The 24,377-nt window shown below is 65.1% G+C and carries 22 protein-coding genes; 17 read left to right on the forward strand and 5 right to left on the reverse strand.

The window, feature by feature from the left end; translation table 11 throughout:
* Positions 1-123 precede the first annotated feature (123 nt).
* From SH602x_RS10780 to SH602x_RS10790, 3 genes are all read left to right on the forward strand, one after another.
* On the forward strand, positions 124-924 hold the full coding sequence (locus SH602x_RS10780) for a lysophospholipid acyltransferase family protein (protein WP_479476796.1): 801 nt from the start codon (positions 124-126) through the stop codon (positions 922-924).
* 220 nt (positions 925-1,144) lie between these two features.
* Positions 1,145-2,074, forward strand: coding sequence for an aminotransferase class IV (locus SH602x_RS10785; RefSeq protein WP_479476797.1), 930 nt, complete (start codon positions 1,145-1,147; stop codon positions 2,072-2,074).
* Positions 2,075-2,400: 326 nt separating this feature from the next.
* Positions 2,401-3,873, forward strand: a complete 1,473-nt coding sequence (locus SH602x_RS10790) for an ATP-binding protein (RefSeq protein ID WP_479476798.1) — start codon at positions 2,401-2,403, stop codon at positions 3,871-3,873.
* A gap of 36 nt (positions 3,874-3,909) precedes the next feature.
* Here SH602x_RS10790 and SH602x_RS10795 read toward each other — a convergent pair whose 3' ends face one another.
* Positions 3,910-4,998: a hypothetical protein gene (locus tag SH602x_RS10795; RefSeq protein ID WP_479476799.1), complete on the reverse strand. Its 1,089-nt coding sequence runs from the start codon at positions 4,996-4,998 to the stop codon at positions 3,910-3,912.
* Between the two features lie 218 nt (positions 4,999-5,216).
* Here SH602x_RS10795 and SH602x_RS10800 point away from each other — a divergent pair, with 218 nt between their 5' ends.
* The 5 genes from SH602x_RS10800 to SH602x_RS10820 all read left to right on the forward strand — a co-directional run bounded on the left by SH602x_RS10800 (position 5,217) and on the right by SH602x_RS10820 (position 11,786).
* Positions 5,217-5,990, forward strand: coding sequence for a CerR family C-terminal domain-containing protein (locus SH602x_RS10800; protein WP_479476800.1), 774 nt, complete (start codon positions 5,217-5,219; stop codon positions 5,988-5,990).
* 263 nt (positions 5,991-6,253) lie between these two features.
* On the forward strand, positions 6,254-7,588 hold the full coding sequence (locus SH602x_RS10805) for an efflux RND transporter periplasmic adaptor subunit (protein WP_479476801.1): 1,335 nt from the start codon (positions 6,254-6,256) through the stop codon (positions 7,586-7,588).
* Positions 7,585-10,866, forward strand: a complete 3,282-nt coding sequence (locus SH602x_RS10810; protein WP_479476802.1) for an efflux RND transporter permease subunit — start codon at positions 7,585-7,587, stop codon at positions 10,864-10,866. The genes SH602x_RS10805 and SH602x_RS10810 overlap by 4 nt, the downstream gene beginning before the upstream one ends.
* Positions 10,867-11,014: 148 nt before the next feature.
* A complete protein-coding gene (locus SH602x_RS10815) occupies positions 11,015-11,215 on the forward strand; it encodes a hypothetical protein (RefSeq protein WP_479476803.1) in 201 nt (66 codons plus the stop codon).
* Between the two features lie 157 nt (positions 11,216-11,372).
* Entirely contained in the window at positions 11,373-11,786 is a 414-nt protein-coding gene (locus tag SH602x_RS10820; RefSeq protein WP_479476804.1) for a GlsB/YeaQ/YmgE family stress response membrane protein, read from the forward strand.
* A gap of 37 nt (positions 11,787-11,823) precedes the next feature.
* Here SH602x_RS10820 and SH602x_RS10825 read toward each other — a convergent pair whose 3' ends face one another.
* Entirely contained in the window at positions 11,824-12,828 is a 1,005-nt protein-coding gene (locus SH602x_RS10825) for a D-2-hydroxyacid dehydrogenase (protein ID WP_479476805.1), read from the reverse strand.
* Between the two features lie 335 nt (positions 12,829-13,163).
* On the opposite strand from SH602x_RS10825, the gene SH602x_RS10830 reads away from it, so the two are divergent.
* The 3 genes from SH602x_RS10830 (at position 13,164) to SH602x_RS10840 (ending at position 16,633) form a co-directional block, all read left to right on the forward strand.
* Entirely contained in the window at positions 13,164-14,555 is a 1,392-nt protein-coding gene (locus SH602x_RS10830; protein ID WP_479476806.1) for a diguanylate cyclase domain-containing protein, read from the forward strand.
* Positions 14,556-14,809: 254 nt separating this feature from the next.
* On the forward strand, positions 14,810-15,562 hold the full coding sequence (locus SH602x_RS10835; RefSeq protein ID WP_479476807.1) for an NTP transferase domain-containing protein: 753 nt from the start codon (positions 14,810-14,812) through the stop codon (positions 15,560-15,562).
* A 90-nt stretch (positions 15,563-15,652) separates the two neighbouring features.
* A complete protein-coding gene (locus tag SH602x_RS10840; protein ID WP_479468428.1) occupies positions 15,653-16,633 on the forward strand; it encodes a ribose-phosphate diphosphokinase in 981 nt (326 codons plus the stop codon).
* Between the two features lie 116 nt (positions 16,634-16,749).
* On the opposite strand, the gene SH602x_RS10845 is transcribed toward SH602x_RS10840, so the two are convergent.
* Positions 16,750-17,079 (reverse strand): co-chaperone GroES, encoded by a 330-nt coding sequence (locus SH602x_RS10845; protein WP_479468427.1) that lies wholly within the window; start codon positions 17,077-17,079, stop codon positions 16,750-16,752.
* 290 nt (positions 17,080-17,369) lie between these two features.
* Here SH602x_RS10845 and SH602x_RS10850 point away from each other — a divergent pair, with 290 nt between their 5' ends.
* The 6 genes from SH602x_RS10850 (at position 17,370) to dnaB (ending at position 22,426) form a co-directional block, all read left to right on the forward strand.
* Positions 17,370-17,990 carry a 50S ribosomal protein L25 gene (locus SH602x_RS10850; RefSeq protein ID WP_479476808.1) on the forward strand — a complete coding sequence of 207 codons (621 nt, stop codon included), beginning with the start codon at positions 17,370-17,372 and terminating at the stop codon, positions 17,988-17,990.
* Between the two features lie 93 nt (positions 17,991-18,083).
* The gene (gene pth / locus SH602x_RS10855) at positions 18,084-18,722 is read left to right on the forward strand and encodes an aminoacyl-tRNA hydrolase (protein ID WP_479476809.1); all 639 of its coding nucleotides are present in this window, start codon (positions 18,084-18,086) and stop codon (positions 18,720-18,722) included.
* Between the two features lie 277 nt (positions 18,723-18,999).
* On the forward strand, positions 19,000-19,374 hold the full coding sequence (gene rpsF, locus SH602x_RS10860; RefSeq protein ID WP_479476810.1) for a 30S ribosomal protein S6: 375 nt from the start codon (positions 19,000-19,002) through the stop codon (positions 19,372-19,374).
* Positions 19,375-19,482: 108 nt separating this feature from the next.
* Positions 19,483-19,980, forward strand: coding sequence for a single-stranded DNA-binding protein (ssb, locus tag SH602x_RS10865; RefSeq protein WP_479476811.1), 498 nt, complete (start codon positions 19,483-19,485; stop codon positions 19,978-19,980).
* Between the two features lie 104 nt (positions 19,981-20,084).
* A complete protein-coding gene (rplI, locus tag SH602x_RS10870; RefSeq protein ID WP_479468422.1) occupies positions 20,085-20,597 on the forward strand; it encodes a 50S ribosomal protein L9 in 513 nt (170 codons plus the stop codon).
* A 365-nt stretch (positions 20,598-20,962) separates the two neighbouring features.
* Entirely contained in the window at positions 20,963-22,426 is a 1,464-nt protein-coding gene (gene dnaB / locus SH602x_RS10875) for a replicative DNA helicase (RefSeq protein ID WP_479476812.1), read from the forward strand.
* A gap of 138 nt (positions 22,427-22,564) precedes the next feature.
* Here the strand turns inward: dnaB and SH602x_RS10880 are convergent, their stop codons facing one another.
* Positions 22,565-23,959, reverse strand: coding sequence for a PhoPQ-activated pathogenicity-related family protein (locus SH602x_RS10880; protein WP_479476813.1), 1,395 nt, complete (start codon positions 23,957-23,959; stop codon positions 22,565-22,567).
* Positions 23,960-24,192: 233 nt separating this feature from the next.
* Positions 24,193-24,348 (reverse strand): type II toxin-antitoxin system HicB family antitoxin, encoded by a 156-nt coding sequence (locus SH602x_RS10885; protein ID WP_479476814.1) that lies wholly within the window; start codon positions 24,346-24,348, stop codon positions 24,193-24,195.
* Positions 24,349-24,377 lie beyond the last annotated feature (29 nt).

A 24,377-nucleotide genomic window follows, 5' to 3' on the forward strand; every position in this document is an offset into this window, starting at 1 on the left:
CAATCTCCGCGGTTCGCGTCGTTCGGATAAACTGATTCCCCTCCGCCATCGTAGCAGGCTGTCGGGACTGGCAGCCGCGGGGGCAGCCTACGCCTCCTGATTCCACTCTCGCCCTCCTGCTTGATGACTCCGGACGCTCGCGCGTATCTGTTCTTCGCGATCCTGATCGCCCTGGCTCTGGGGACGGTCGCGGCGCGCTTCTGGCGCGGCAGGATGACGCCGCATCAGGCGATGCTGGCGTTCGGGGCGTCGCTGTTTTCGCGGCTGCTCTGGCGGACGAACATTCCGCGTCGAAGGCTCCGTCCGGCCCACGGCCACGGCGCGGTCATCATCAGCAACCATCGCAGCAGCATCGATCCGTTCTTCCTGCAGGCAGCGACGGATGAACAGGTCTCCTGGATGGTGGCGAAAGAGTACGTGCGGCATCCGGCGTTCGGATGGTTCCTGAACGGCGCCGGGGCGATCGCGACGCGACGCAGCGGGACGGACATCGACGCGACGAAAAAGGCGATCGAGCGGGCCGCCTCGGGCCGTATGGTGGGGATGTTTCCCGAGGGACGTATCAATCGCACGGAGGATCTGCTTCTGCCCGTGCGGCCGGGCCCGATTTACGTGGCGCTGAAGGCCCGCGTGCCGATCGTTCCCTGCTGGATCGAAGGGGCGCCCTACGCCGGCACGCCCTGGAGCCCCTTCTTCATGGCCGCCCGCGTCACGATTCGCGTGGGAGAGCCGATCGACTTGTCGCATGCGTACGGTCGCGAGCGGGACGGCAAGGTCGTTCGCGAGTTGCTCGTCCTCTGCGTTCAGGCGATGGCGGAGCTGGCCGGCGAGCGCGACTACCAGCCGACGATCGCGGGTCGCGACTGGATGCCTCCCCCCACGGCGGCGAAAGCGAAGGCTGCCGCGGCTAACGGGCGAAGCTAAAGGGGCGAAGGTTCTTGTTTCGACCATTTCGTAGGTCAGGCATTGCCTGACGGCTACTTCGATCCGGCGACTGACTCGCTTCGACGTTCGCCTTTGCCGTCGTCAGGCAATGCCTGACCTACCGGACTGTCGACCGTGTTCGGACGTCTACAATTCCTCGATCCGCGGTCGATCGGGGAACCGATCCCGAGCGGACTTCGCCGTCGCTGAAAGAAACGAAATGGCCGAGCGTCTCGCGTATCTCGACGGAAAGTTCGTCCCGGACAGCCAACTGGCGATCTCCGTCGATGACGGCGGCTTCATGCAGGGGGTCACCGTCGCCGAGCAGATGCGCACGTTCGCGGGACGCCTGTTCCGGGTCGACGAGCACATCGACAGACTCCAGCGGTCGCTCGATATCGTCGGGTTCGCGTCGCCCGTCCCGCTCGCCAGGTTGCAGGAAGACGCCCAGGAACTGGTCGATCGGAATCGAACGGAACTCGATCCGGCGGACGACTGGAACCTGCAGCTTTTCGTCACGCCCGGGAAGCACAAGCCGTACGGCGGTCCGCCCGAACCGATGGTCGCCATGCTGACGCGACCCTTGCCGTTCGCGAACCTGGCGGGGCTCTACCGGGAGGGGCAACCCCTCGCGATCAGCACGGTGCGGCAGGTCCCCGCTAACTGCTGGCCGCCCGAATTGAAGTGCCGCAGCCGAATGCACTACTACCTGGCGGATCGCGAAGTGCGGAGTCGGGATCCGAAGAGCCGCGCGCTGCTGCTCGACCAGGAGGGCTATCTCTCGGAGGCGACCACGGCGAACGTCGTGCTCTATCGCCGCGACACGGGATTTCTGTCGCCGAAGCGGGAGAAGATTCTTCCCGGGATCAGCGTCGCCGTGCTGCGCGACCTGGCGGAGCAGGTCGGCGTCCCGTTTCGAGAAGCCGACATCGCCCCGGAAGCGATCTACGAGGCGGACGAACTCCTTCTGTGCAGCACCTCCCCCTGCCTGATTCCCTGCACCTCCTGCGACGGGCGACCGATCGGAACCGGGAAGCCGGGCCCCGCGTTCGACCAGTTCCTGTCGCTCTGGAGCGAAACGGTCAGCGTCGATATCCAGGCGCAAGCGACGCGCTTCGCCGACCGGACGCAGAAACCTGCGAAGGCGTAGGAAGCTCGTCGAAGCCGGCGAAAGCGTTACGAGCTGGCCGAAGCGTCGCACGACCGGCACGATTCCTACAGTCGTGCGCCGCGTTTGACGGCTGTTCAGATGCGACCTAGCTTTCGCTGGCGTCGTATCGGTGCGCGAAGAATGCGCAAAGACGCCGGTAGACGAAAGCTCCTCCCGCGTACTTGCGAGTCGCCGCCGTGTCGATCTTTCGACCCGCTCAGTCCGCTCCGCCCGCTGCCGGCGCTCGGCCGGTCGCTCCTCCTGCGAGCAGCGCGCAGACGCCCGTCGCAGCCGTTCCGCCGTTCGCGTCGACCGCGACCCCTGCCATGAGCTCAGCGACTCCGGCATCGGGCGACAAGCTGGCGGAGATGCTGGAGCGAATCAATGCCCTGACGCGCAGCTCCGAAGAAGGGCCCGTGCGCCGTTCGGCGCCGATCGCGCCCCCGCCGATCGTTCCGACGATGGTCACGGGGCCGGCGGTACACGTCCTTCCGCATGCCTCCGCGCCCGAACGCGCTGCCGCCACGAAGGCTCCGCGCGATCGCTTCATTCCGAAGGAGCCGCAGTCGCTTCGCGAGGCGGGGCTCAACGATTCGGAAGTCGAAGGCCTGATCCTGAAGTACCTGCTGGCACGCGGCGAAGGAACGGGCCGCGATCTGTCGAGCCAGTTGCGGCTTCCCTTCACGTGCATCAACGACTTGGTCGTTCTGCTCAAGCAGCGGCATCTCATCGCGTACAAGGGTACGTCGATGATGAACGACTTTCAGTGCGTCCTGTCGGAGCTGGGCCTGGAGCGGGCCCGTCGGCTGGCGGCGCACTGCACCTACTTCGGTTCCGCGCCGGTCAGCCTGGAAGACTACATCGCGAGCGTCAAAGCGCAGACCCTCGAGAACCAGCATCCCACGCCGGAGAATCTGAAGGAGGCCTTCGGCGACCTGCTCATCAACAAGCGGATGTTCGATCGCCTGGGTCCCGCGGTGAACTCGGGTCGCGGCATGTTCCTGTACGGAGCGCCCGGCAACGGCAAGACGGTCATCGCCGAACGCGTCACCGCCGTCTTCGGCGAGACGGTCTGGATCCCGCGCAGCCTGGGCGTCGACGGCGAGATCATCCGGCTGTTCGACCCGATGAACCATGTCGAGGCGCCGCTCGACCAGCTTGGCGCGATCCTCGACGACAAGCAGGTCGATCAGCGCTGGGTCCGTATCAAGCGGCCCACGATCGTGGCGGGCGGCGAACTGACGATGGCCAGCCTGGAGATCAGCGAGAACACCGCGACCGGTATCTGCGAAGCGCCGCTGCAGCTGAAGAGCAACTGCGGCACCTTGGTCATCGACGACTTCGGTCGCCAGCGGATGAGCGTCGACGAGCTGCTCAACCGCTGGATCGTGCCGCTCGAAAAGCGGTACGACTATCTGAACCTGCCCAACGGCAAAAAGGTGCAGGTGCCGTTCGACCAGATGATCGTCTTCTCGACCAACCTGGAGCCGCGGGACCTGGTCGACGACGCGTTCCTTCGCCGCATCCCGTACAAGATCGAAGTCGTCGATCCGACGCCTGCGGAGTTCCACGAACTGTTCCGGATCTTCTGCCCCAAGTTCGGTTTCGCGTACCAGCCGCAGGCGATCGACTACCTGCTGGAGACGCACTACGTCCGGGCGAAGCGGCGGATGAAGAACTGCCACCCCCGCGATCTGATGCTGCAGATCCGCAATCACTGCCGGTACCAGGGCCTGCAACTGGAACTGCGGCCTGATTACTTCGACTTCGCCTGCGAGACGTACTTCTCGATCGTCTGACCTGGCAAGACCGAGGCGAATCGCAGAGGCGCTTCGCTATCTCCAGGTTTCGTCTTCCTGCGCCAGCTCGCGCAGAAAATCGAGCGCGTCGTCCAACTCGGGCGCGGCGGCGCCGGGCTGACGTCCGTCGAGATCGGCTTCGCGCAGAAGCTTCAGATCGTCGAAGTCTTCGTCCGACTCGAGCCGTCGACGGGCACGCGCGCCGAGCGTTCCGTCGAAGTACGCATGCATCGCGGGCATCTTCTCGAGCAGACGCAGCGTTCGCGGCGTGACGATCGGACGGAGTTCTTCGAGCGCGGCGGTCAGCGGATCTTCGTCAGCGAGGCCGGCGCCGACGTCGTGGAGCAGACCCGCGACCAGGAGTTCCTCGTCGTGGGGAGCCGCGGCTCGCAGAAGCTCGAACGTCTGCAGGGCGTGATAGAGCAGGTCGCCTTCGGGATGTTCGCGACGAGGCGGACGGATCTCTTCGAGCGGCAGCAGCAGCGAACGGTAGCGATCGAAGCGATCCGCTCGCGGCGCCGTTTCGCTAGCACGTCCGGACGGGCGCGCGACGGCCAGATCGTCCAGGATCCGGCGGGCTTCCGTCGCGTCGACGCGATGACGCGCGCGATCGTCGTCGCTGATTCCGCCCGCTTCCGCTGCGACGAGGACGTCGACCGTCACTTGCAGGGGGAGCGCCGCGTGGTAGACGCTGCGGCCGTCGACGGTCGTGGCGGAGGTCTCGAAGACGAAGCGACTCCGTCGCAGGGCATCCCAGACGGCCTGCGGATCGTCGGACGGCACGCGCACCGCGATCGGCTCGTCCGCCCGGCGTTTCCAGTCGAGATCCCGCCGGACGACGTAGGCGTCGAACGGCCGGAGCGCCTCGAGCGTTTCCCAGGCGCTCTCCAGCCGCGTCGTCGCCTGTCCGGCCAGCGAGCGGGAGTCGACCAGTTCGTTGTGGGCGTGGATCTCCCGACGAACTTCATGGTTCGACGGAAACGCCTCCTCGCGAACCCACCGCATTCCGATCCGTCGGGCGGCGCGCACCCGGGCCCGATGGAAGTCGGTTTCGATGCCTTGCACGATCAACTTCGCGGCCTCGGAAGCGAGGCGGCGCCGCAGTTTGTCGTTCGAGCTTTCCATGCTTCGCCTCCGCAGTCAGCAGGCAGAGGGACGGTTTCGAGCGGCTCAAGCGTCTCAAGAAGTGAACGCTTTCCAGGCGCTGCGGGGTCGCCGGCAGTCCTAGCGATCGGCGGAACAGCCGTTCGCGCAGCTTACCTGAATTCACTCTGCCGAAATTCTAGCGCAATCGAACTTGAAAAACACGCTGATTCGATGCATGATTGCACCGAAACAAGTGTTTGGAACGTGCGTTTGAAGCGAGCGTTCGCCTAGCGGCGAAGGCGACCTCTCTGCGGGAAACGATGTTCGACGGCGACGATGTCCGCGGGCGGCTGATTCAGGCTGCCGGCCCGATTTTCGCGGAAAAGGGGTTCGCCCAGGCGACCGTGCGGGAGATCTGCGCTTCGGCGGGGGCGAACGTCGCGAGCGTTAATTACTACTTCGGCGACAAGGAAAAGCTCTACTTCGAGACCTTTTCGCACGCGCATCGCTGCCGGGTGCGGCAGACGCCGCTTCCTCCGTTCGAGCCCGATCAACCGCCGGAAGAAAAGCTTCGCGGCTTTCTGCGATCGATGCTCCAGCGCCTGTTCGAGCCGGACGACCGCACGCGGTGGGAGCACGAACTCCTGCTGCGGGAGCTCGTTCAGCCGACCGGGATTATGGAGCCTCTGTTCGAAGAGTTCTTTCGCCCGATGTTCACGCTGCTGACGGGCATCGTGCGGGAATTCGTCGGCGAGAAGCCGTCCGTGGCGGACGTGCATCGCCTGGGTTACAGCATCCTCGGGCAGTGCCTCTTTTATCGTGTGGGCGAGCACATCGTTCGGAAGATGCACGACGAAGCCGAACTGTCGCGTGAGTTCACGTCCGAGCGCGTCGCCGATCACATTTTCGAATTCTCGCGATCGGCCCTGCGCGGATACGCCCTGCCGCCGCCTGAGCAGCACGAGCCCTCTGCGCCTCCGAAACCCTCCGTGGCCGATCCACGGCCGACGGGTCGGGGAGCCGAGGCGTGACATGCGGCAAGCGGTCGCGGTGACTAATTCGCGAACCAGAAGCGCCGACGCGCATCGAACATGGCACGCCGGCGTCCGTGGAACATGGGGCGCCAGCGCCCGGTGAACATGAGACGCCTGACCCTGCGGCGGGAGGTCGCGTGGGGGATTCCCCCTGCTTCCGTTGCCGAAAACGCTGAACATCCTGAACGTCATTCTTCCCGCGGAAGCCGAAGTCGGGTTCGCGGAGAAGACCGAAAGCTCTGAGTCATAGGTTGCGAACGATGGGCGCTCCGGTCGTCGCGAAACGGCTGCTCCAGTTTTTGACTCCGCTCGTAGTCATCGGCGGCGCGTGCGCCCTGGCGTTCTCGCTGTACGCCATGAAGGCGACGCCCGAGACGCTGGATCCGGGGGATCAGACGCCCTCGGTCGAGGTCGCGGCGCTGACGCCTTACGACGGCAGCTTCGATATCGTCGCCGACGGCGTGGTGACGCCGGTGCAGGACATCGCGGTTCCGTCGGAGGTCGCCGGACGCGTCGCGTTCAAGTGCAAGGAATGTCGCGAAGGCTTCCGGGTCGAGAAGGGACAGGTCCTGATCGAGATCGACGACCGCGACTTGCGTCTGGAGGAGCAGCGGGCAGAGTTCGAAATCTCCCAAGCGGATGCGGCGCTCGACGAACTGGCGGTGCAGATTCAGTCGACCGAAGGTCTCGTCCAGATCGCGAAGGACCAGGTCCGGCTAGCGGAGGCGGAACTCGAGCGCTGGCGGCGATCGGGCGTCTCGACGCAAGGCGATATCGACAAGCAGTCGCAGGCGATCAACACGACGAAGAACGCGCATCTGCAACTGGAACAGCAACTGTCGCAGATGAAAGTCCGCCAGCAGAGCGCGAAGTTCGCGAGGGATCTGGCCAAGAGCCGCCTGGAAGACATCGAACTCGATCTGACGCGTACCAAGATCGTCGCGCCGACCACCGGGGTCGTCGTCGAGGATCTGGTCGAGGACAACGCCTACGTCCAGCCCGGAACCAATCTCTTCACCATTCAAGACTCGTCGAAGATGGAGGTCCGCTGCCGGCTGCGGATGGACCAGCTTTTCTGGGTCTGGCAGCAGGCGTCGGGGACCGCGACCGATTCGCCCTTCTCCGCCAGCGTCCCGGCGACGCCCACGACCGTCACGTACGAGTTGATGGGGCGCCGCTTCTCGTGGGAAGGCGTCCTGACCCGTTACGACGGGGCGGGACTGGAGGAGCGCACGCGTACGATTCCCTGCGTCATCGTCGTCGACGATCCCGGCGCCCCGACGAGCGACGCGCCTGACGCCGCTTCCGTCGCGGGACCGCGGGAACTGCTTCGCAACATGTTCGTCGAGGTGCGGATTCACGCGAATCCCGACCTCGAACTCTTTTCGTTGCCGGAACGTGCGATTCAGCCCGGCAAGCGGGTCTGGTTCGTCGAGGAAGGGAAACTGGTTTCCCGCCCGGTGGACGTCGTGCAAGTGCAGGACGGCGTCGCGATCATCGACGGACGGCGCGGCGGCGTCGCCGCGGGCGCTCAGGCGGTCGTCTCTCCCCTGGTCAATCCTGCGGACGGCATGGCCGTCAACGTCGCGCCATGAGAACCATCATCGCCTGGGCGATCAAGAACAACCCCGCGATGAACATCCTGACGATGGGGTTGCTCCTCGTCGGGTTCGCGTCGCTGTATCGCATGCAGCGCGAGGTGTTCCCGGAGTTCGAACTCGAGATCATTCTGGTTTCGGTGCCTTATCCGGGGGCGAGTCCCGCGGAAGTCGAAGACGGCATCGTTCAGAAGATCGAGGAAGCCTGCCGGGGCATCGAGGGGATCAAGAAGCAGACCGCCATCGCCCGCGAGGGCTCCGGCTTCCTCGTGCTCGAATGTCGCGAGCGGACCGACGTTCAGAAGATTCTGGATGACGTCCGCGCTGCGATCGACCGGATCCCGAGCTTTCCGGATCTGGCCGAGGATCCGGAGATCCAGCAGATCATCTTCCGCGAGCCGGCGATTCGCGTCGGCGTCGTGGAGGCGTTCGATCGCACGCCGGACATGGATCCGCTCGACCTGGAACTGCGGCTGCGCGCGGTTTCCGAGCAGATCCGCGAAGAGATCCTGCAACTTCCGTCCGTATCGCAGGCGATCGTCGTCGGCTCGCGAGACTATCAGATCGACGTCGAGATTCCGCAGTCGACGCTCCGCGAGTACGACCTGACGCTGGAAGACGTCGCGCGCACGATCGGGGCGGAGAACCTGGAACTTCCTGGCGGCGCCATCAAGACCGAGTCGCAGGAGATTCTCGTTCGCGGACGGGAGAAGCGAACCGTCGGCTCGGAACTCGAAGAGCTGATGGTTTCCGCGAACGGCGGGGGAGACAAGATCCCGCTGGCGCGACTGGCGAACGTGAAGGACGCCTTCGTCGATTCGACCGCCGTGAGCTACGTCAACGGACGCCCGGGCCTGGTCGTTTCGGTCGACCGGTCGAAGGCCGAAGACCTGATCGAGATGGCGGTCGACGTCCGCGAGTACATCGCGCAGCGGGAGATTCCGGGGTACGAACTGCTGTACTGGCGCGACCAGTCGGTCGACGTGCAGGACCGGCTCGACATGCTCATCTGGAACGGCGCCAGCGGGATGCTTCTGGTCTTCCTGGCGCTCGCGCTCTTTTTGGAATTTCGCCTGGCGTTCTGGGTCGCGCTCGGTATTCCGATCTCGCTGTTCGGAGCGGGCATCGTGATGCTCGGCTTCGGGCAGACGCTGAACATGCTGACGATGTTCTCGTTCCTGATGGCCGTCGGCATCGTCGTCGACGACGCGATCGTCATCGGAGAGAACGTCTATCGTCACCGCGAAATGGGCAAATCGCTCTTCCAGGCGTCGCTCGACGGAGCGGTGGAGGTCGTGCCTTCGATCTGGGCGTCCGTCATGACGACGGTGATCGCCTTCCTGCCGCTCGCGTTCGTTTCGGGCGTGATGGGCAAGTTCATCGCGGTGATGCCGCTGGCGATCATCTCGATGCTGCTGATCTCGCTGGTCGAGGCGTCGGTCATCCTGCCGTGCCATCTCTATCACGCGAAGAACCCGGTCGTCTGGGCGCTGGAGACGGTCCTGTTCCCGCTTAAGTGGCTGATGGACTGGCTACGCCCGCGAGTGACGAAGGCTCTCGACGCGTTCGTCGAATACGTCTACGCGCCGGTTCTCCGGACGAGCCTGAACAACCCGATGACCTTCATGGCAGGTTCGTTCGGCCTGATCGCGATCTGTGCCGGAGTCATCTCCGGCGGCTTCGTCAAGTTCGACGGGTTTCCGAAGCTGGACTCGCAGGTCGTCGAGGCGACGATCGTCTATCCGGACGGAACGCCGGGAGCCTATACGGCCGCAGCGGTCGAGCAGATCGAAGAGGCCTTCTGGCAACTGAACGAGGAACTGCTCGCGCAGAACGACGGGAAGCCGGTCTACGACGTCGTCCATCGCACGGCGGGTTCCGCCGGCGTTTCGTCGCCGGGCGGACCGGCGGAGCAACTGGAAGGCGCCAACACTGGTCGCGTTTCCGTGGAGTTGCGGCCCTCGACCGAGCGGAAGATCTCATCGATGGAGATCGAGCGCCGCTGGCGCGAGATCGCCGGCTCGTTTCCCGGCGCCGAGCGTCTGACGTTCCAGGCGCCGCAGATGGGGCCGCCGGGCGGAGGGATCGAATTCAAGATCCTGGGCGACTCGGAGAACTTCCCCGAGTTGGAGGCCTTCGCCGAAGAGGCCAAGGCCAAGCTGGCGACGTACCCGGGCGTCTTCGACGTGCGCGACGACTCGCGCACCGGGAACTGGGAGTTCCAGATCTCCGTGAAGGATCGGGCCCAGACGCTCGGCATCACGCTGGAGCGGATCGCGCAGACCGTCCGCTCGGCCTATTACGGCGCCGAGGCGAAGCGAATTCAACGCGGTCGCCATGAAGTGAAGATCATGGTTCGTCTGCCGGAGAAGGACCGGGGATCGATCGTGCAACTCAACGAGTTGTACGTCCGAGGCGACGACGGAAGGCAGTATCCGATTTCCGAAGTGGCCGAAGTCGCCGTCGAGCGGGGCTACTCCGAAATCAATCGCCTGAACCAGCGTCGTGCGATCACCGTCTTCGGCGAGATCGATACGAACGAGGCGAACTCCAAGGACGTGATCGACGACTTCAAGGCGAACTGGCTGGCGGACGAACTGGAGAAGCGACCGGGCGTTTCGGCGGAGTGGGGCGGCCAGGCCGAGCAGACCAGCGAGTCGTTCGCGAGCCTCGCGTTCGGGTTCGCCATGGCCTCGCTCGCGATGTACGTCCTGCTCTCGGTGCAGTTCCGATCGTACTTTCAACCGATGATGATCCTGTTCGCGATCCCGTTCGGCATCATCGGCGCGATCCTCGGCCACATGATCATGGGCCTCGATTTCACGATGTTCAGCATGTTCGGGCTGGTCGCGCTGTCGGGCGTCGTGGTCAACGATTCGATCGTGCTGGTCGACTTCATCAACATGAACGTGGCGGAAGGGAAGCCGCTGAAGAAGGCGTTGCTCGATGCGGGCCGCACCCGACTGCGTCCGATCCTGCTGACCAGCTTCACGACGATCGCGGGTCTCGCGCCGATCCTGCTGGAACGCTCGTTCCAGGCCCAACTGGTCATCCCGATGGCGACGAGCCTGGTGTTCGGCCTGATGGTGACGACGGTCCTGTGCCTGCTCCAGGTTCCGGTCGTCTACCTCATCTATGCGGCGGTCTTCATGCGGGATTACCCGTGGGACGAAGGCGATCCGCAGCACGTTCCGACCGAGGAAGAGGTCGACGAAGCGACGTACGGCGGCGGAACGCTGGTCGGCGCGCATGCACCCGAACCTGGCGGAGCGTAGGCGAGCGATCGCCATCGCCGCGTCGCGGTCGCCGTCGCCGGCGATGCGGTCCCTGCGGGGGGCGGCGGGAGTTTCTGTGCAGCGGACGACCGGCACGATCCGAAGCTAAGGGACAGCAGTCGCTGTCCCTTTCTTCGTCGCTGTTCCTATGCGCCGCATCTCCGTCTATCTGGTCGGGCTTTCGCTCGGCGTCTCGCTGGCGGGATGTAAGACTCCGGAAGTCTTCTCCGGATGGAATAGCTACGTGCCCGGCTTCGGCACGACGGCGACCGAGGAGGAACTTCCCTCCCCCGGCGCGACGGTGGAATCCGAAATGCCGCCGGTCGAAGGGGACTGGGACGCTCCATAAGCTCCCCGCAGAGGCTTGGGACACGGAGGGCTTACACCCTCCGCTCGCCGGATATCGCTCAAGATTCCTCCGGTTCCCGTCGATGGGTAACCGAGAGGGGACGTTGCGCTCGCAGGGATCGCGAGCGGTCGCGCCCTGCGAATCGGAAAGACCCGCGATGCCGTTGCCGGAGGATCCAGGAACGTTCTCGCTCCTGCAGCAGTGGATGCAGGACGTGCTGACGTGGATCGGCTTCGGCACGCTCACGGGCCTCTGCGCGAAAGCGATCATGCCGGGTCGCGACCCGGGCGGCGCGCTCGCCACGCTGATGATGGGGATCGGCGGCGCCGTGATCGGCTGCGGCACGCTCTCCTACTTCTCCGAGGGCGCGCGGATCACGCCGATCAGCCCCATCGGCTTCGTCGCCGCGACGATCGGCGCCTTCATCATCCTGTTCTTCTACAAGATGCTGTCGGGCTACTGGTTCGTCGAAGGGGAGACCGGCGGACGCTCCCGTCCCGTGCCGGAGTTTCACCGCGCGCCCCGACGCCGCAGCGGTCGCCGCTATCACGCCGCCGCGTACGACGAGTGAGCCTCCGCATGTAGGGCGACAGCCCTACGGATATGTCTCACGATTCGTAATCGCGAAGCCGGTGAGTCTCCTTGCGGTAACGCACCGACGGGTGAGGGAAGCCGAGCTCCTTATCGACCAGGTTCAGGATCGGTTCGCCGCGCAGGAACCGCTCGAAGTTGTAGAGGAACAGGTCGGTCGCGTCGTCGATGCGTCGCGCGGACTGCGCGCCGACGTGGGGCGTGATCAGAACGTTCGGCATCGCCCAGAGCGGACTCTCCGCGGGCAACGGTTCGACCTCGGCGACGTCGACCCCGGCGCCGGCCAGCTTTCCTGACGCGAGCGCGTCGATCAGCGCCGCTTCGTCGACCACCTGACCCCGGGCGACGTTGACGAAGAAGGCGCCCGGCTTCATCGCCGCGAAATGACCCGCGTCGACGAACTTCTGCGTCCGCTCGTACAGCGGCAGCGTCACGATCACGAGGTCGGCGTCGAACAGCGCTTCGTCCGTCCGCTCGACGGGGAAGAGGGATTCGACGTAATCGGGCTTCTCGACCGGGTAGTAGTCGGTCGCCATGATTCGCACGCGGAACGGCTGCAGCACCTCGGCCAGCCGCCTGCCGTTGCCGCCGAACCCGAGGATCGCCACGGTCTTGCCGTGCAGGTCGGACGTCGGTCGGCGGACGTACTCCCGCGCCTGCTGAGCCCGGAAGAAGACGGGCATCGACCGGATCAGGCCGAGCGCCAACGCGAGCGTCTGCTCCGCTACCTGGTCGGCGAACAGTCCGGAGGCGCTCGCGACGGGAATGTCCGACTCGATCACGCTCGGGACCAGGCAGTGATCGAGGCCCGCGGCGGATGACTGGATCCACCGCAGGCGGCCCTTCGCGACGACGCCTTCCCAGTCGACGGGCACCTTCGCATGACCGAAGAAGACGTCCGCGTCGAACAGCTCGCGGGCGACGCCTTCCTGTCCCGCGTTGACGACTGCGACGTCCGGGAACGCCTCGCGGATGCGGCGACAGTGACGCTCTTCCGCCTGATAACAAAGGACGACGCGCATGGTCCGCAGTTTCGAATTCAGGGGATCGAGGCACAGCCGGCAGCGCGGCGGCTTCGGAGATTTCTCGGGGAAGCTTCCAAAACGCCGGCGATTCCGCTCCTCGGTTCATCTTCGGCAGGGCTCTTAAGGTAGCCGCGCGTCCGGAACGCGAATATGGCGCTCCCTGTCATGGGGGGCTGCCGGGCCCGCGCCGTCCCTACCGCCGGCGTATTCGTTACGTTCGCGGGTCGGTCGGATTCCGGGCGCCGGAAGATTGATGGTCAGGCGGCGCCGGTCCGAATTGCGGGAGGAGAGCGATGTACTTTTCCGCATCGACCTTTTCATTCGGGCGACCTATGCAGTCTCTTCTTTATCTCTCGCTCGGGATTCTGCTGTTCCTGCTCGGCGTCGCCGCGCTGGCGCTGCATCTCCGTTCGCTTCGACTGCAGGTCGCCCAGAAGCGTTCGATCGCTGCTTTGCAGGAACTGGCGACGAAACTCGCCCGCGACGTCGACGAATACGACGGACAGGTCCAGGCGATCTCGGGCGGTCTGGAAGACCGAAAGCCGAACGTCGGCGCCGACGAAGTGCTGGTCGCCGTCGAGCAGATCAGTCGGGTCAGCGACGCGATGCGGACCAAGCTGAAGGACTCCGAGGACAAGCTTCGCCAGCAGTCGGAGGCCCTGGAGGATCATGCCCGGGCCGCGCGAACCGATGCCGTCACGGAGCTACCCAATCGCACCGGGCTCGAGATCGAACTCGAACGGCGCCTCGGCGAACTGCGCGACACGAACGAACCGACCGCCCTGATGAAAATCGAGTTGATCGATCTTCATCGGCTGACTGCCGCGCACGGACCGGCGGCTCACGAGGCCTATCTGCGGGCGGTCGCGAAGGCGATAGGCGTAGGCGACACCGACGAATTCTTCGCCGCGCGGAGCGGAGAGGCGGAGTTCGCCGTCGTCTTTCAAGGCTGGGACGTCGATCGGGCGCGGCTTCGCGCGGAGTGGATTCGCTCGCGAATCGATGCCATTCAGGTCGCGGACGGCCTGCGAACCACGGCGAGCGCCGGCCTGGCCGAGGCGAATCGAACCGACTCGCCCGCGGACTGGCTCCGCCGCGCGGACGATTGCCTGGAGGAGTCCAAGCGACGCGGCCCGAGCGTCGGCGTTCGCCTTCGCAGCGGAGCCTTGCTGACTTTCGACGAAGCGCCGCCGGAACTCCCCGTACAGGTTCGGGCGGCATCCGAGCCGTCGGTCGTCGTCGACGAGTCCGTCGATCCGATCACGGGACTGCCCAACCGCGCGGCGTTCCTCGACGACCTGAAGATTCGCCTGGCGACGCTCCGTTCGAAGCCGGGGACGACCTGCCTGGCGATGCTGCGGATCGATCGCTTCGGCGACATCCTCTCCGAACGCGGCTTTCGGGCGGCGGAGACCGTGCTGCTGCGAAGCGCCGAAAGCCTCAAGGCCGCGATGCGCGGCGGGGATCATGTCGCTCGCTTCGATCGCGATACGTTCGTGCTCTTTCTGACGGACCTCGCGACGGACGACGCGCCAGCCGCGGTCGAACGGCTTCGCGAGAGCCTCTCGCACCCGGTGGAAATCGCCGGTTCGCGGCCGGTCGACGTTACCGCCAGCAGCAGTTTCACGCCGATCGACGGCGGTTCGGAAGCCGCGCAGCTCGTCGCCTGTTGCCGCGGCGCGCTCGCGATCGCGACGACCGGCGAATCGCTCGCCGTCGTCTGAGGCGGCCCGTTTCGCGACGAAGGCTTCGCGAGCGGGAACGGGCCGTGCGCGAACGCGGTCCGGGGGAATCGGGTCCCTCTCTACTGGCAGACGGGACGCGAGCGCGAAACAATGACCGTTTGCGGACGGAGCGCTCTGCGATCGTCGGACTTTGGCCCGGCGGTCTGCGGACCTGACGACGGCTCGTTCCGTCTTGCCCGTCCCAGATCGTGCCGAGCCGGCAGATCGTCAGCGGTCCGACGAATTTCTCGATGATGTCCAGCCCACTCGCGGTCGTTCTCGCAGCCGGCAAGGGAACGCGGATGCGTTCCGAAACGCCGAAGGTGCTGTGCGAGGCGCTCGGGCGTCCGCTGGTCGACTACGTCCTGGACGCTCTCGCTGACGCGGGCGTGGGACAGGCAGCCGTGGTCGTCGGCTATCGCGCAGACGACGTCCGGAAAGCGCTCGCGGGGCGAACGCAGCCCGCCGTGGAAAGCTTTCTGCAGGATCCGCAGCACGGGACCGGCCATGCCGTTCAGTGCGCTCGCGCTGCGATCGAACGGGCCAGCGGCTCGGTCGTGGTCGTCGCAGGCGATTCGCCCATGCTGCAGAGCGAATCGGTCGCCCGGCTGATCGCCGAGCGCGAGCGCCGCGGATTGGCGTGCCTGCTCGGGACGCTCGTGAAGGACGATCCCACAGGGTTGGGGCGGATCGTGCGCGACGACGCGGGGCGATTTCTGGGAATCGTCGAAGAACGCGACGCGACCCCCGAGCAAAGGGCGATCCGGGAGGTCAACATGAGCCTCTACGTCTTCGACGCCCAGCCGCTGCTGTTCGCCCTCGATCAGCTCAAAAACGACAACAGCCAGAGCGAGTACTATGTGACGGACTGCCCCGCCATTCTGCGGGAGGTGGGAGACCAGGTCGACGCGCTCGCCTGCCTGAAGCCGGTCGAAGCGTTCAGCGTCAACACGCCGGAAGAACTCGCGATCGTCGAAGAGCGTCTGCGTGCGGAGGCGAGCGCGTAAGCGGGTCATTCGATCCCGCGAACGCCGGTCGACTCGAAACTTCAAGCTCGGAATCGGCCTGGAGCCCCAGGCGCTAGGTCAGGAAATTCAATGCGCGGTCTCAAGATCTTCAGCGGTCGGGCCAACATCCCCCTGACGAAGAGCATCGCCGCCGAGCTGCATCTCGACATGGGCGACGTCCGTCTGGGCAATCACCCCGACGGCGAGAACTCCTGCAAGATCGAAGACGTCCGCGGACACGACGTCTTCCTGGTGCAGCCGACCTGTCCGCCGGTGAACGATCACCTGATGGAATTGCTGATCATGATCGACACCTGCAAGCGCGCGAGCGCTTCGCGGGTGACGGCGGTGATTCCCTACTTCGGCTACGCCCGGCAGGATCGCAAGGACGAAGGTCGCGTCCCGATCACCGCGAAGCTCGTGTCGAACCTGATCACCCGCGCGGGCGCCGACCGGGTTCTGGCGCTGGACCTGCACGCGGCCCAGATTCAGGGCTTTTTCGACGTTCCGGTCGATCATCTCTACGCGGCGGCCTGCATCGACGAGCACTTCCTGCAGATGAACATCCCGCAGGAGGATCTGGTCATCGTCAGCCCGGACGAGGGGAGCATCAAGCGGACGCTCAAGCACAAGGATCGCCTGGGCGGCGCGCTCGCCATCGTGGACAAGGTCCGCAAGAGCTCGACCGTCATTCAGTCGGAGAACATCATCGGCGGCCCCGTCGAGGGCAAGGTCGCGCTGATCTTCGACGACATGATCAGCACCGCCGGTTCGATCTGCGCGGCCGCGAACATCGTGCACCAGTACGGAGCGCGGGAGATCCACATCGCCGCCACGCACGGGGTGCTCTGCGGCAAGGCCGTGGAGCGCCTGATGGCGGCGCCGGTGCAGAGCATCGTCATCACCGACACGATTCCGCTCTCGCCCGACAAGCGGAACCGGCTGGGCTCGAAGCTGAAGCAGCTCTCGGTCAGCCGCCTGCTGGGCGAGGCGATCCGCCGGATCCACCACGACCTCTCCATCTCGGCCATGTTCAACGAGATGGAAGGGCAGTTGCTGAACCAAGACTAGCGCACGCAGCTTCTCGGCGAGCGCAGTTTCTGGCGAGCGGAGGGCGTGAGCCCTCCGTGTCTCCGACGCGACGATCGAACGGACCATGCAGGGCTTACGCCCTCCGCTCGCCTTGGTCAGTCTTCCATCGTCGCCGGCTTTTCGCGACGAAACACCGCGACGACGTCGTCGACGGGGACGACGAAGAGCTGGTTCTCGTGCTCGAAGTCGACCGGAATCGCGTTCTTCGGGTGGAACAGGATCTTGTCGTACTGACGCAGCGGCACGTCGTCGTCGCGCTCCACCTGGGTCGAAATCGTCACGATCCGTCCCGTGATCGTCGGAATCTCGGCGGCGTCGGGCAGCGCGATGCCCCCCTTCGTCTCCCGCTTCGGCTCGTCCTTACGGACGACGACCCGCATTCCGATCGGCTCGACGTACTCGAAATCGCGGGTTTTCTTGGCCATGGATGCTCGCAGGGGTCGACGTCGAAGCGGCGAATGAACGGTACGGACGCAGGAGCTCGCCGATTCTCGAAACTTACCGAGGGCGCCCGCGACTTGGGGTTGCGGAGTCGCGGTTTCCTGACAAAATGGCGGGTTTTCCGGGTTCACGCCCGGCGGTCGGGAATTCTAAAGCGCCTGAGTAAGGGCGAGAAGGACGGTCGTCCTTCCCGGCGGCCCCTGCTGCCTTACCGCAACCGGCGCCGCCGCCCTACGGCAACTAAAGGCCCCACGGCCACTACAGGAACTGGTCCATGTCCGTCGCGCTGCAGGTTTCGCTCCGCGAGTCGTCCGGTCGTCGTTCTTCGCGGCGCATTCGCAATTCGGGCCAGGTTCCCGCGATTCTTTACGGGCATGGCGAGCCGAACGTTTCGCTCTCCGTCGGCGTCGACGCCCTCCGCGCCGCGCTGAAGAAGCACGCTCACGTCGTGACCCTCACCGGCGGCGTCGATCAGGAAGCCCTGATCAAGGACGTGCAGTACGACTACCTCGGCGTCGAGATCCTGCACATCGACTTCGGTCGCGTCTCCAAGGGCGAGCGGCTGGAGCTGTCCCTTCCCGTGCACATCAAGGGCGAAGCGCCCGCGACTCGCGAAGGCGCCGTGGTGGCCCTCGTTCTGCACGAGATTCAGATCTCCTGTGCCGCGACGAGCGTGCCGGACGATCTGACGATCGACGTCAGCGGTCTGCATATCAATCAGTCGCTGCACGCGTCGGACATCAAGCTGCCGGAGGGCGCTAAGCTCGTGACCGACGCCTCGGCGGTCGTGGTCACCTGCACGGCTCCTGTGGCTGAGGAAGAAGTCGCGACCGGTCCCGCCGAGCCCGAAGTGATCGAAGAGAAGGGCAAGTCGGGCGAGGACGGCGAGGAGTAATCTCGCTTTCGTTCGTTCGCTGGCTTGAGCGGAGGGTATCAGCCCTCCGAGTTTCGGCCGCTGGCGCCTCGCCTCTGCAGCGAGCGAAAGAAAGTGTTTCGCCGGCTGATCGCTGCCTGGTTCCCGCCCGCCGCCAGCGGACCTGCGCCCGTGAAACTGATCGTCGGTCTCGGCAACCCCGGGCTGAAGTACCGCGAAACCCGGCATAACGTCGGGTTCGAGGCGATCGACCTGCTGGTCTCGCAGATGGGGAGTCCCGCTCCCCGCAATAAGTTCGACGGCGATCTCTACGAAGGTCGCCTAGCGGACGCTTCGGTCGCGCTGCTGAAGCCCGGCACCTACATGAACCTGAGCGGGCGCAGCGTTCAGCCCGCGGTCGCGTTCTATAAGCTCGAACTGGCCGACGTCCTGATCGTCTGCGACGACTTCGCCATCCCGCTGGGGACGCTGCGGATTCGTCCCAAGGGATCGTCCGGCGGACAAAACGGGCTGAAGAGCATCTTCGAGAGGCTGGGGACGGATGCGGTTCCGCGCATCCGGATCGGTATCGGTCCTGTTCCCGCCCGCTGGGATCCGGCGGACTTCGTGCTGGGCAAGTTCACGGACGACGAACGCCACATCGCCGCGAAGGCGGTGGCGAGCGCCGCGGATGCGGTCCGCGCCTGGATCGCTGACGGGCTCGATCCGTGCATGAACAAGTTCAACGGGAAAATGGTCGCCGAGGCGCCTTGAAACGCCATCGTCGGCGCCCCCGGAAAAACTCCTTCCTCGCGAACGGAAACGCCTTTCGCGGTCGGGCGAAATCGCTATGATGGTCGGTTTCCCTGAACTTCCGAAAACCCTCTCGGGAGCGCGCGGCCACCGTCAGGCGTCTCGCCTGCCGCCGGCAAAGCGCCGCTCCCGTTCGCATCGGCGATAGCGGCATCTTCGGCCCGCTTTCGCACACGTCCTAAAAGAGCTGTCGAAACGCGACTTCGCGCTCTCGACACGATTATCCTGGAGCGTCGTTTTGGCCGCCAACGTCTACGAGTGCCTGTTCCTGCTCGACTCGAATCACTTTTCGCGTGACCCCCACGGCACGTCGAACAAGATCAACGAGATTATCTCGAGCGCCGGCGGCGAGACGCTGGCCTCGCGTCTCTGGACCGAGCAGAAGCTGGCCTATCCGGTGGACGGCCACCGCAAGGGATCGTACTGGCTCGCCTACTTCCGGATCGAATCGACCAAGCTGGGCGAGTTCGAGCGGGCCTGTCGGCTGAACGAGTCGATCCTGCGTCACCTGACGATCAAGATCGACCCGCGTCTGCAGGACGCCCTGGTCGCCCACGCCCTGGGTCAAACCCTGGGCGAGGAGCAGCCTGCCGAAGCCGCGACCGCCAGTTGATCTGACGGGGCGGGCGCCTGACGTGTCCGGCGGTCGGGCGAGACTGCCGATAGCGGACGGCGTTTCGCTCTTCGACCGCTTTCCGAGCCGGCATCCAAGAGACGCAGCATGGCGAGCTTCAATCGCGTAATCCTCGTCGGGAATCTCACCCGCGATATCGATCTGAAATACACCGGCGGCGGCATGGCCGTCACGGAAATCGGCCTGGCGGTCAACGATCGCCGGAAGAATCAGCAAGGCGAGTGGATCGAGGAGACGACCTTCGTCGACGTGACCCTCTGGGGTCGCACGGCGGAGATCGCCGGCGAGTACCTGAGCAAGGGATCGCCGGTCCTGATCGAGGGGCGTCTCAAGCTCGACACGTGGGAGAAGGACGGCCAGAAGCGCTCCAAACTTCACGTCACCTGCGAACGGATGCAGATGCTCTCCGGTCGCGGCGAAGGCGGCGGCGGGGGAGGCGGAGGCGGCGGAGCGAGAAGGCCCGCTCGTACCAGCGGGGGCGGCGGGGCCGGAGGAGGAGCCGGCGGCGGCTCGAACCAGGGGAACCGCGGCGGCGGCGACGAATACGGCGGCGCACCGGCTTACGACGACGACATCCCGTTCTGATCCGAACTCGCGAGAATCGAATTCCGTCAGGCGATGCCTGACCTACGAAGCAGACGAACATCCTCGCGGCTTCAAGGCCGTCGAGGCGATTACCGGAGAGAGTCATGGCGACCAAGCAACGACCCCAAAAGCGACTGCCGCGCGGACCGCACGGCGGCATTCAACTCCTGCTCGTCCATAACGTCGATCATCTCGGCAAGCAGGGCGAGATCGTCGAAGTGAAGCCGGGCTACGCGAAGAACTTCCTGATTCCGCAGGGTCTCGCGACGCTCGCCACCGACCATCACAAGCGGATGGTGGAGAAGCATCGGGCCAAGCTGCTCGAGATCGAGCGCGACCGCCTGAAGGGCCTCCGCGACACGGCCGAGTCGCTCTCGCGCATCTCGGTCAACATCGAGGCGAACGCCAACGCCGAGGGTTACCTCTACGGCAGCGTCGGTTCGCCTGAAATCATCGCGGGCCTTAAGGAGCAGGGCTTCCATCTCACCCCGGACCAGATCCGGCTCGATGGCGCGCTCAAGCAACTCGGCCTGTACAACGTCCGGATCCACCTGCACCAGGAGATCGAGACGGAACTGAAGGTCTGGGTCGTGCCGAGCGCTCCGACGGACGCCTGAGGCGCTTCGTTCAGGCGTTGCGTCGTTTCCTGGCGAGCGGAGGGTGTCGTCCTTTCGCGATCCGGAACGTCGAAGCCCCATCGGTCGCTGCAAGCGTCGGTCCCGCGACCGACGCTTTTTTCGTGTAGATGCGACGCGGTGCGGCCCGTTCATTCATCGACGAGTTGTCCGCATCCTCCAGCACGAATGGCGACGAATCGACTTGCCGCAAGCGTGCAAGTTCGCGACGCTTAGAGAGAGTCGTCGCAAAACTTCGCGAACTTCGAAGCGCGGAGGAGGGAGGTCGTTAGACTCCAGCCTCCGCAGAAGCCGTCGTCCGCAGATCGACGGCCTCCCCTCTCCGACGCGTAACGGACGGAACCGTCATGGCTGAAGATTCGTCTGATCGCGGCCCTCGCAAGAACGGCAAGAAGCCCGCGTCCGGGGCGACGGGGCCGGCGCTGTTCGATCAGCCGCTGCCGTCGAACCTGGATGCCGAACAGGGCGTGCTGGGCAGCATCATCATCGCGCCGGAAGTCTGCGACGAGGTCGCGCTGATCCTGCGGCCCGAGGACTTCCTCGACGACGCCCACCACAAGCTGTTTCGCACCATCCTCGACATGTACGAGCTGGGGCGGAAGATCGACGTCACGTTGCTCGTCGATCAGCTCAAGAGTTCCAAGCTGTTCGAGGCGGTCGGCGGCGCGGCCTACCTGGCGAAGCTGGCGCGGGCCGTTCCGCATGCGGCTCACGCCGTCTACTACGCCAACATCGTTCGCGAGAAGGCGACCTATCGTTCGCTGATCACGGCGTCGACGGAGATTCTTCGCGACGCTTACGAGGAAAAGGGCGAAGCGAAGGAACTGCTCGCTTCGGCGGAACAGCGGATCTTCTCGATCCTCGACCAGCGGGGCAGCACCTCGGTCGCCAGCATCAAGGACGTCCTGCACGAGGCGATGGACCGCATCGACGCACGCATGCGGGGCGAGCATACCGCCGCCAGCGTCGAGACGGGGTTCAAGGATCTGGACCAGCAACTCGGCGGGCTGCGCAATTCCGAAATGATCGTGCTCGCCGCGCGCCCCAGTATGGGCAAGACCGCCTTCGCGATGAACATCGCGGAGAACGTCGTCCTGCTGCAGAAGGCGCCGGTGCTGTTCGTGTCGCTCGAAATGTCCAGCATCGAACTAGCCGAGCGCATGCTCTGTTCGATCGCGCGGGTGAACGGCCATCGTCTGCGAAACGGGTCGATCTCCAACGACGACCGTCGGCGTCTGAAGGAGAAGGCGGCGGAAGTCAGCCAGGCTCCTTTATTCGTCGACGACAACCCGGGGCGGACGGTCACCGAGATCGCCGCCGCGGCCCGCCGCATCCGCCGTCGCGAGAAATCGCTCGGCCTGATCGTGATCGACTACCTGCAACTGATCGAGCCGGACAATCCGAAGGATCCCCGGCAGGAGCAGGTCGCCCGGATCACGCGACGCCTGAAGGGATTAGCCCGCGAGATGAACGTTCCGGTGCTGGTCCTGGCGCAGCTCAACCGGCAGGCCGAGGCCGGAAAGGAAGGCAACCTTCCGAAGCTCTCCCACCTGCGCGAATCGGGCGCTATCGAGCAGGACGCGGACGTCGTGATGTTCGTCCACCGCGAGGAGTACTACCACCGCGGCGACGACCAGCAGCAGTACGCGGGACAGGCTCAGATCGTCGTGGCCAAGCAGCGCAACGGCCCCGTCGGCGAAGTCGAACTGATCTGGAAGAAAGACTTCACGCGCTTCGAGGACAAGGCGCCGGAGCGTTTCGCCGACTTCGACGACTACAACGCCAGCCCTGTGCAGTACGGCGAATTTTAAGATCGATTCGCCGACGAGCGTCTATCTGAGCGGGGAACGAAAGTTCCCCGAGATTTTCGACGCGATCGTCGTTCAGCGCTTCGGACTCGGGCGACTTTCGTCCCCCGCTTAGACGATGACGTCACTCGCAACGGTCCGCTACGGCGTGCTGAAGGCGGGGTCGCTGCCGAGCACTTTCATCGTGGTGGAGAACCGGGCGGGGAAGACCGAGACCCCGGGGTATTCGACTTCCGCGAAGGTGGCGGCGTAGCCGGACGTCGGACGAGCGAGTTCCACCGTCGCGCCCGCCTCGCCGAATTCGGTGACGTCGACCGACTTCCAGCGTTCGTCGCGGAAATCGCGATCGGTCGACTCGGCCCGCCAGACTCGCACGGCGATCGGCTTGTCCTTCCAGGTCAGTTCGATCGTCGCCTGCTCTTCGGCATCCGCATGCTTCCAGTTCCAGACGGGAAGCTCCGCCGCGCCGCGTGCCGCGCGGTGGAAGGCCAGCACGCCGCCGAAGACGCGCGACGCGTCGCCGTCGATCAGGCCGTGGCCGGCGTTGGGGATGTAGAGCAGGTACTTCGGCCCCTGGAGCGCGTCGAAGTAAAGGTTCGCCGCGTTGACGGGCCAGTAGGGGTCGTTCGTCCCGAGCACGACGAGTTTCGGCTCGGTCAGTTCGTCGATGTAGGCGTACGGATCGACGACCTGCCGGAGCGCGTCGCCCAGTTCGCTTTCGAGGGCCTTCTGCAGTCCGCGGTTCGTGTAGGGCTGAATCATCTGCGAGTATTTGCCCCACGAGTCGATGTGCAGTTTCATCTGCTCCTGCATGTTCAGGACGTCGATCACCATCGGCGCGATATGGGTCGCTCGCTTGTCGGCGGCTCCGGTGAGCCAGGTGGTCCAGCCTCGCTTCGAGGCGCCGGAGACGGTGAACGTTTCGATCTTCAGGTCGCGCGTCGCCGCGTGTTCGATTGTGGCGTCCATCGCCTTGACCGCCGCCTTGGTCATGGGCAGGAGGAGGGGCCAGTCTCCTTCGCGAGTGCGGAGGTACTGCTCGAAGGTGTAGGCGATCAGTTCGTCCTCTTTCTTCCCCTCGTACATCGGTTGAAAGGGAACCTGCATCAGGACGGCGACCGGCGTCTGCATCTCCTCGGCCAGTCGTCCGAACAAGGGAGCCTCTCCGGGCAGTCCTTCGCCGTCGCCGGGAGCTTCGCCGAGGCTGTCCCGCCAGGAGCCGCCGCCGATGAAGAGGAACGCGTGCTTGCAATCGGGCGCGATCGTCGACGGATAGATCACGAACAACTGGTGACGCCACGGCGTGTCGCGCCATGTCTGCGACGTGAGGGCCAGTTCGGCGTAAGCCGTGCCGTTCATCGAACCGCTGCGACGGACCGTCCAGGCGTACGAATCGTCCGCCGCCTCGATATAGGTCTTCAAGGCGTCGCGGGGGTCGGCCGCGATGGGGATCGCCGTTTCGACGGCGAACGCGCCGGAGACGATCGCGAGCGACGCGAACGCCGCGCAGAGCTTCAGGGACGACGGGACACGCATGAGGAGAGCGCCTTTTCGAGACGACGAAGAGCGAGACAGGCGGGACGAACGCGATTCGCGAGCGATCGACCCCGGTTCGATTCTATGCGGACGGGGCGCCGGTCAGAACGCGGATTTCCGGCATCGGAGGAGCGCGGGCGCAGAGTCTCTTCTCTGCCGACCCTGTCGAGTCGCCCCGTACCCCGCGTACTCGCGATGCATCGGCTGGGTTTCGCGAAAGTCCCCCGACGCCTTCAAACTACCTCAGGCGCCCCGGCGGACAGGTCGGAGTGCAGATCCTTCAGATGCGCGTGTAGGTCGTCGAGCGAGTCGCCCTGCGTCCAATAATCCGGATACTCCTGTAGGTAACCCAGCCAGTCGTCGCCTTCCTGCCAGACGACGATCTTCACTGCTTGTATTTCGCTGCCTCCGGCGAGGT

This window comes from Lignipirellula cremea, assembly GCF_056501455.1.

Bases quoted from the DNA above. Each gene is read 5' to 3' on its own strand.
- SH602x_RS10780 (WP_479476796.1), top strand. From the start codon at position 124: ATGACTCCGGACGCTCGCGCGTATCTGTTCTTCGCGATCCTGATCGCC.
- SH602x_RS10785 (WP_479476797.1), top strand. From the start codon at position 1,145: ATGGCCGAGCGTCTCGCGTATCTCGACGGAAAGTTCGTCCCGGACAGC.
- SH602x_RS10790 (WP_479476798.1), top strand. From the start codon at position 2,401: ATGAGCTCAGCGACTCCGGCATCGGGCGACAAGCTGGCGGAGATGCTG.
- SH602x_RS10795 (WP_479476799.1), bottom strand. From the start codon at position 4,998: ATGGAAAGCTCGAACGACAAACTGCGGCGCCGCCTCGCTTCCGAGGCC.
- SH602x_RS10805 (WP_479476801.1), top strand. From the start codon at position 6,254: ATGGGCGCTCCGGTCGTCGCGAAACGGCTGCTCCAGTTTTTGACTCCG.
- SH602x_RS10810 (WP_479476802.1), top strand. From the start codon at position 7,585: ATGAGAACCATCATCGCCTGGGCGATCAAGAACAACCCCGCGATGAAC.
- SH602x_RS10815 (WP_479476803.1), top strand. From the start codon at position 11,015: ATGCGCCGCATCTCCGTCTATCTGGTCGGGCTTTCGCTCGGCGTCTCG.
- SH602x_RS10820 (WP_479476804.1), top strand. From the start codon at position 11,373: ATGCCGTTGCCGGAGGATCCAGGAACGTTCTCGCTCCTGCAGCAGTGG.
- SH602x_RS10825 (WP_479476805.1), bottom strand. From the start codon at position 12,828: ATGCGCGTCGTCCTTTGTTATCAGGCGGAAGAGCGTCACTGTCGCCGC.
- SH602x_RS10830 (WP_479476806.1), top strand. From the start codon at position 13,164: ATGCAGTCTCTTCTTTATCTCTCGCTCGGGATTCTGCTGTTCCTGCTC.
- SH602x_RS10835 (WP_479476807.1), top strand. From the start codon at position 14,810: ATGTCCAGCCCACTCGCGGTCGTTCTCGCAGCCGGCAAGGGAACGCGG.
- SH602x_RS10840 (WP_479468428.1), top strand. From the start codon at position 15,653: ATGCGCGGTCTCAAGATCTTCAGCGGTCGGGCCAACATCCCCCTGACG.
- SH602x_RS10845 (WP_479468427.1), bottom strand. From the start codon at position 17,079: ATGGCCAAGAAAACCCGCGATTTCGAGTACGTCGAGCCGATCGGAATG.
- SH602x_RS10850 (WP_479476808.1), top strand. From the start codon at position 17,370: ATGTCCGTCGCGCTGCAGGTTTCGCTCCGCGAGTCGTCCGGTCGTCGT.
- ssb (WP_479476811.1), top strand. From the start codon at position 19,483: ATGGCGAGCTTCAATCGCGTAATCCTCGTCGGGAATCTCACCCGCGAT.
- rplI (WP_479468422.1), top strand. From the start codon at position 20,085: ATGGCGACCAAGCAACGACCCCAAAAGCGACTGCCGCGCGGACCGCAC.
- dnaB (WP_479476812.1), top strand. From the start codon at position 20,963: ATGGCTGAAGATTCGTCTGATCGCGGCCCTCGCAAGAACGGCAAGAAG.
- SH602x_RS10880 (WP_479476813.1), bottom strand. From the start codon at position 23,959: ATGCGTGTCCCGTCGTCCCTGAAGCTCTGCGCGGCGTTCGCGTCGCTC.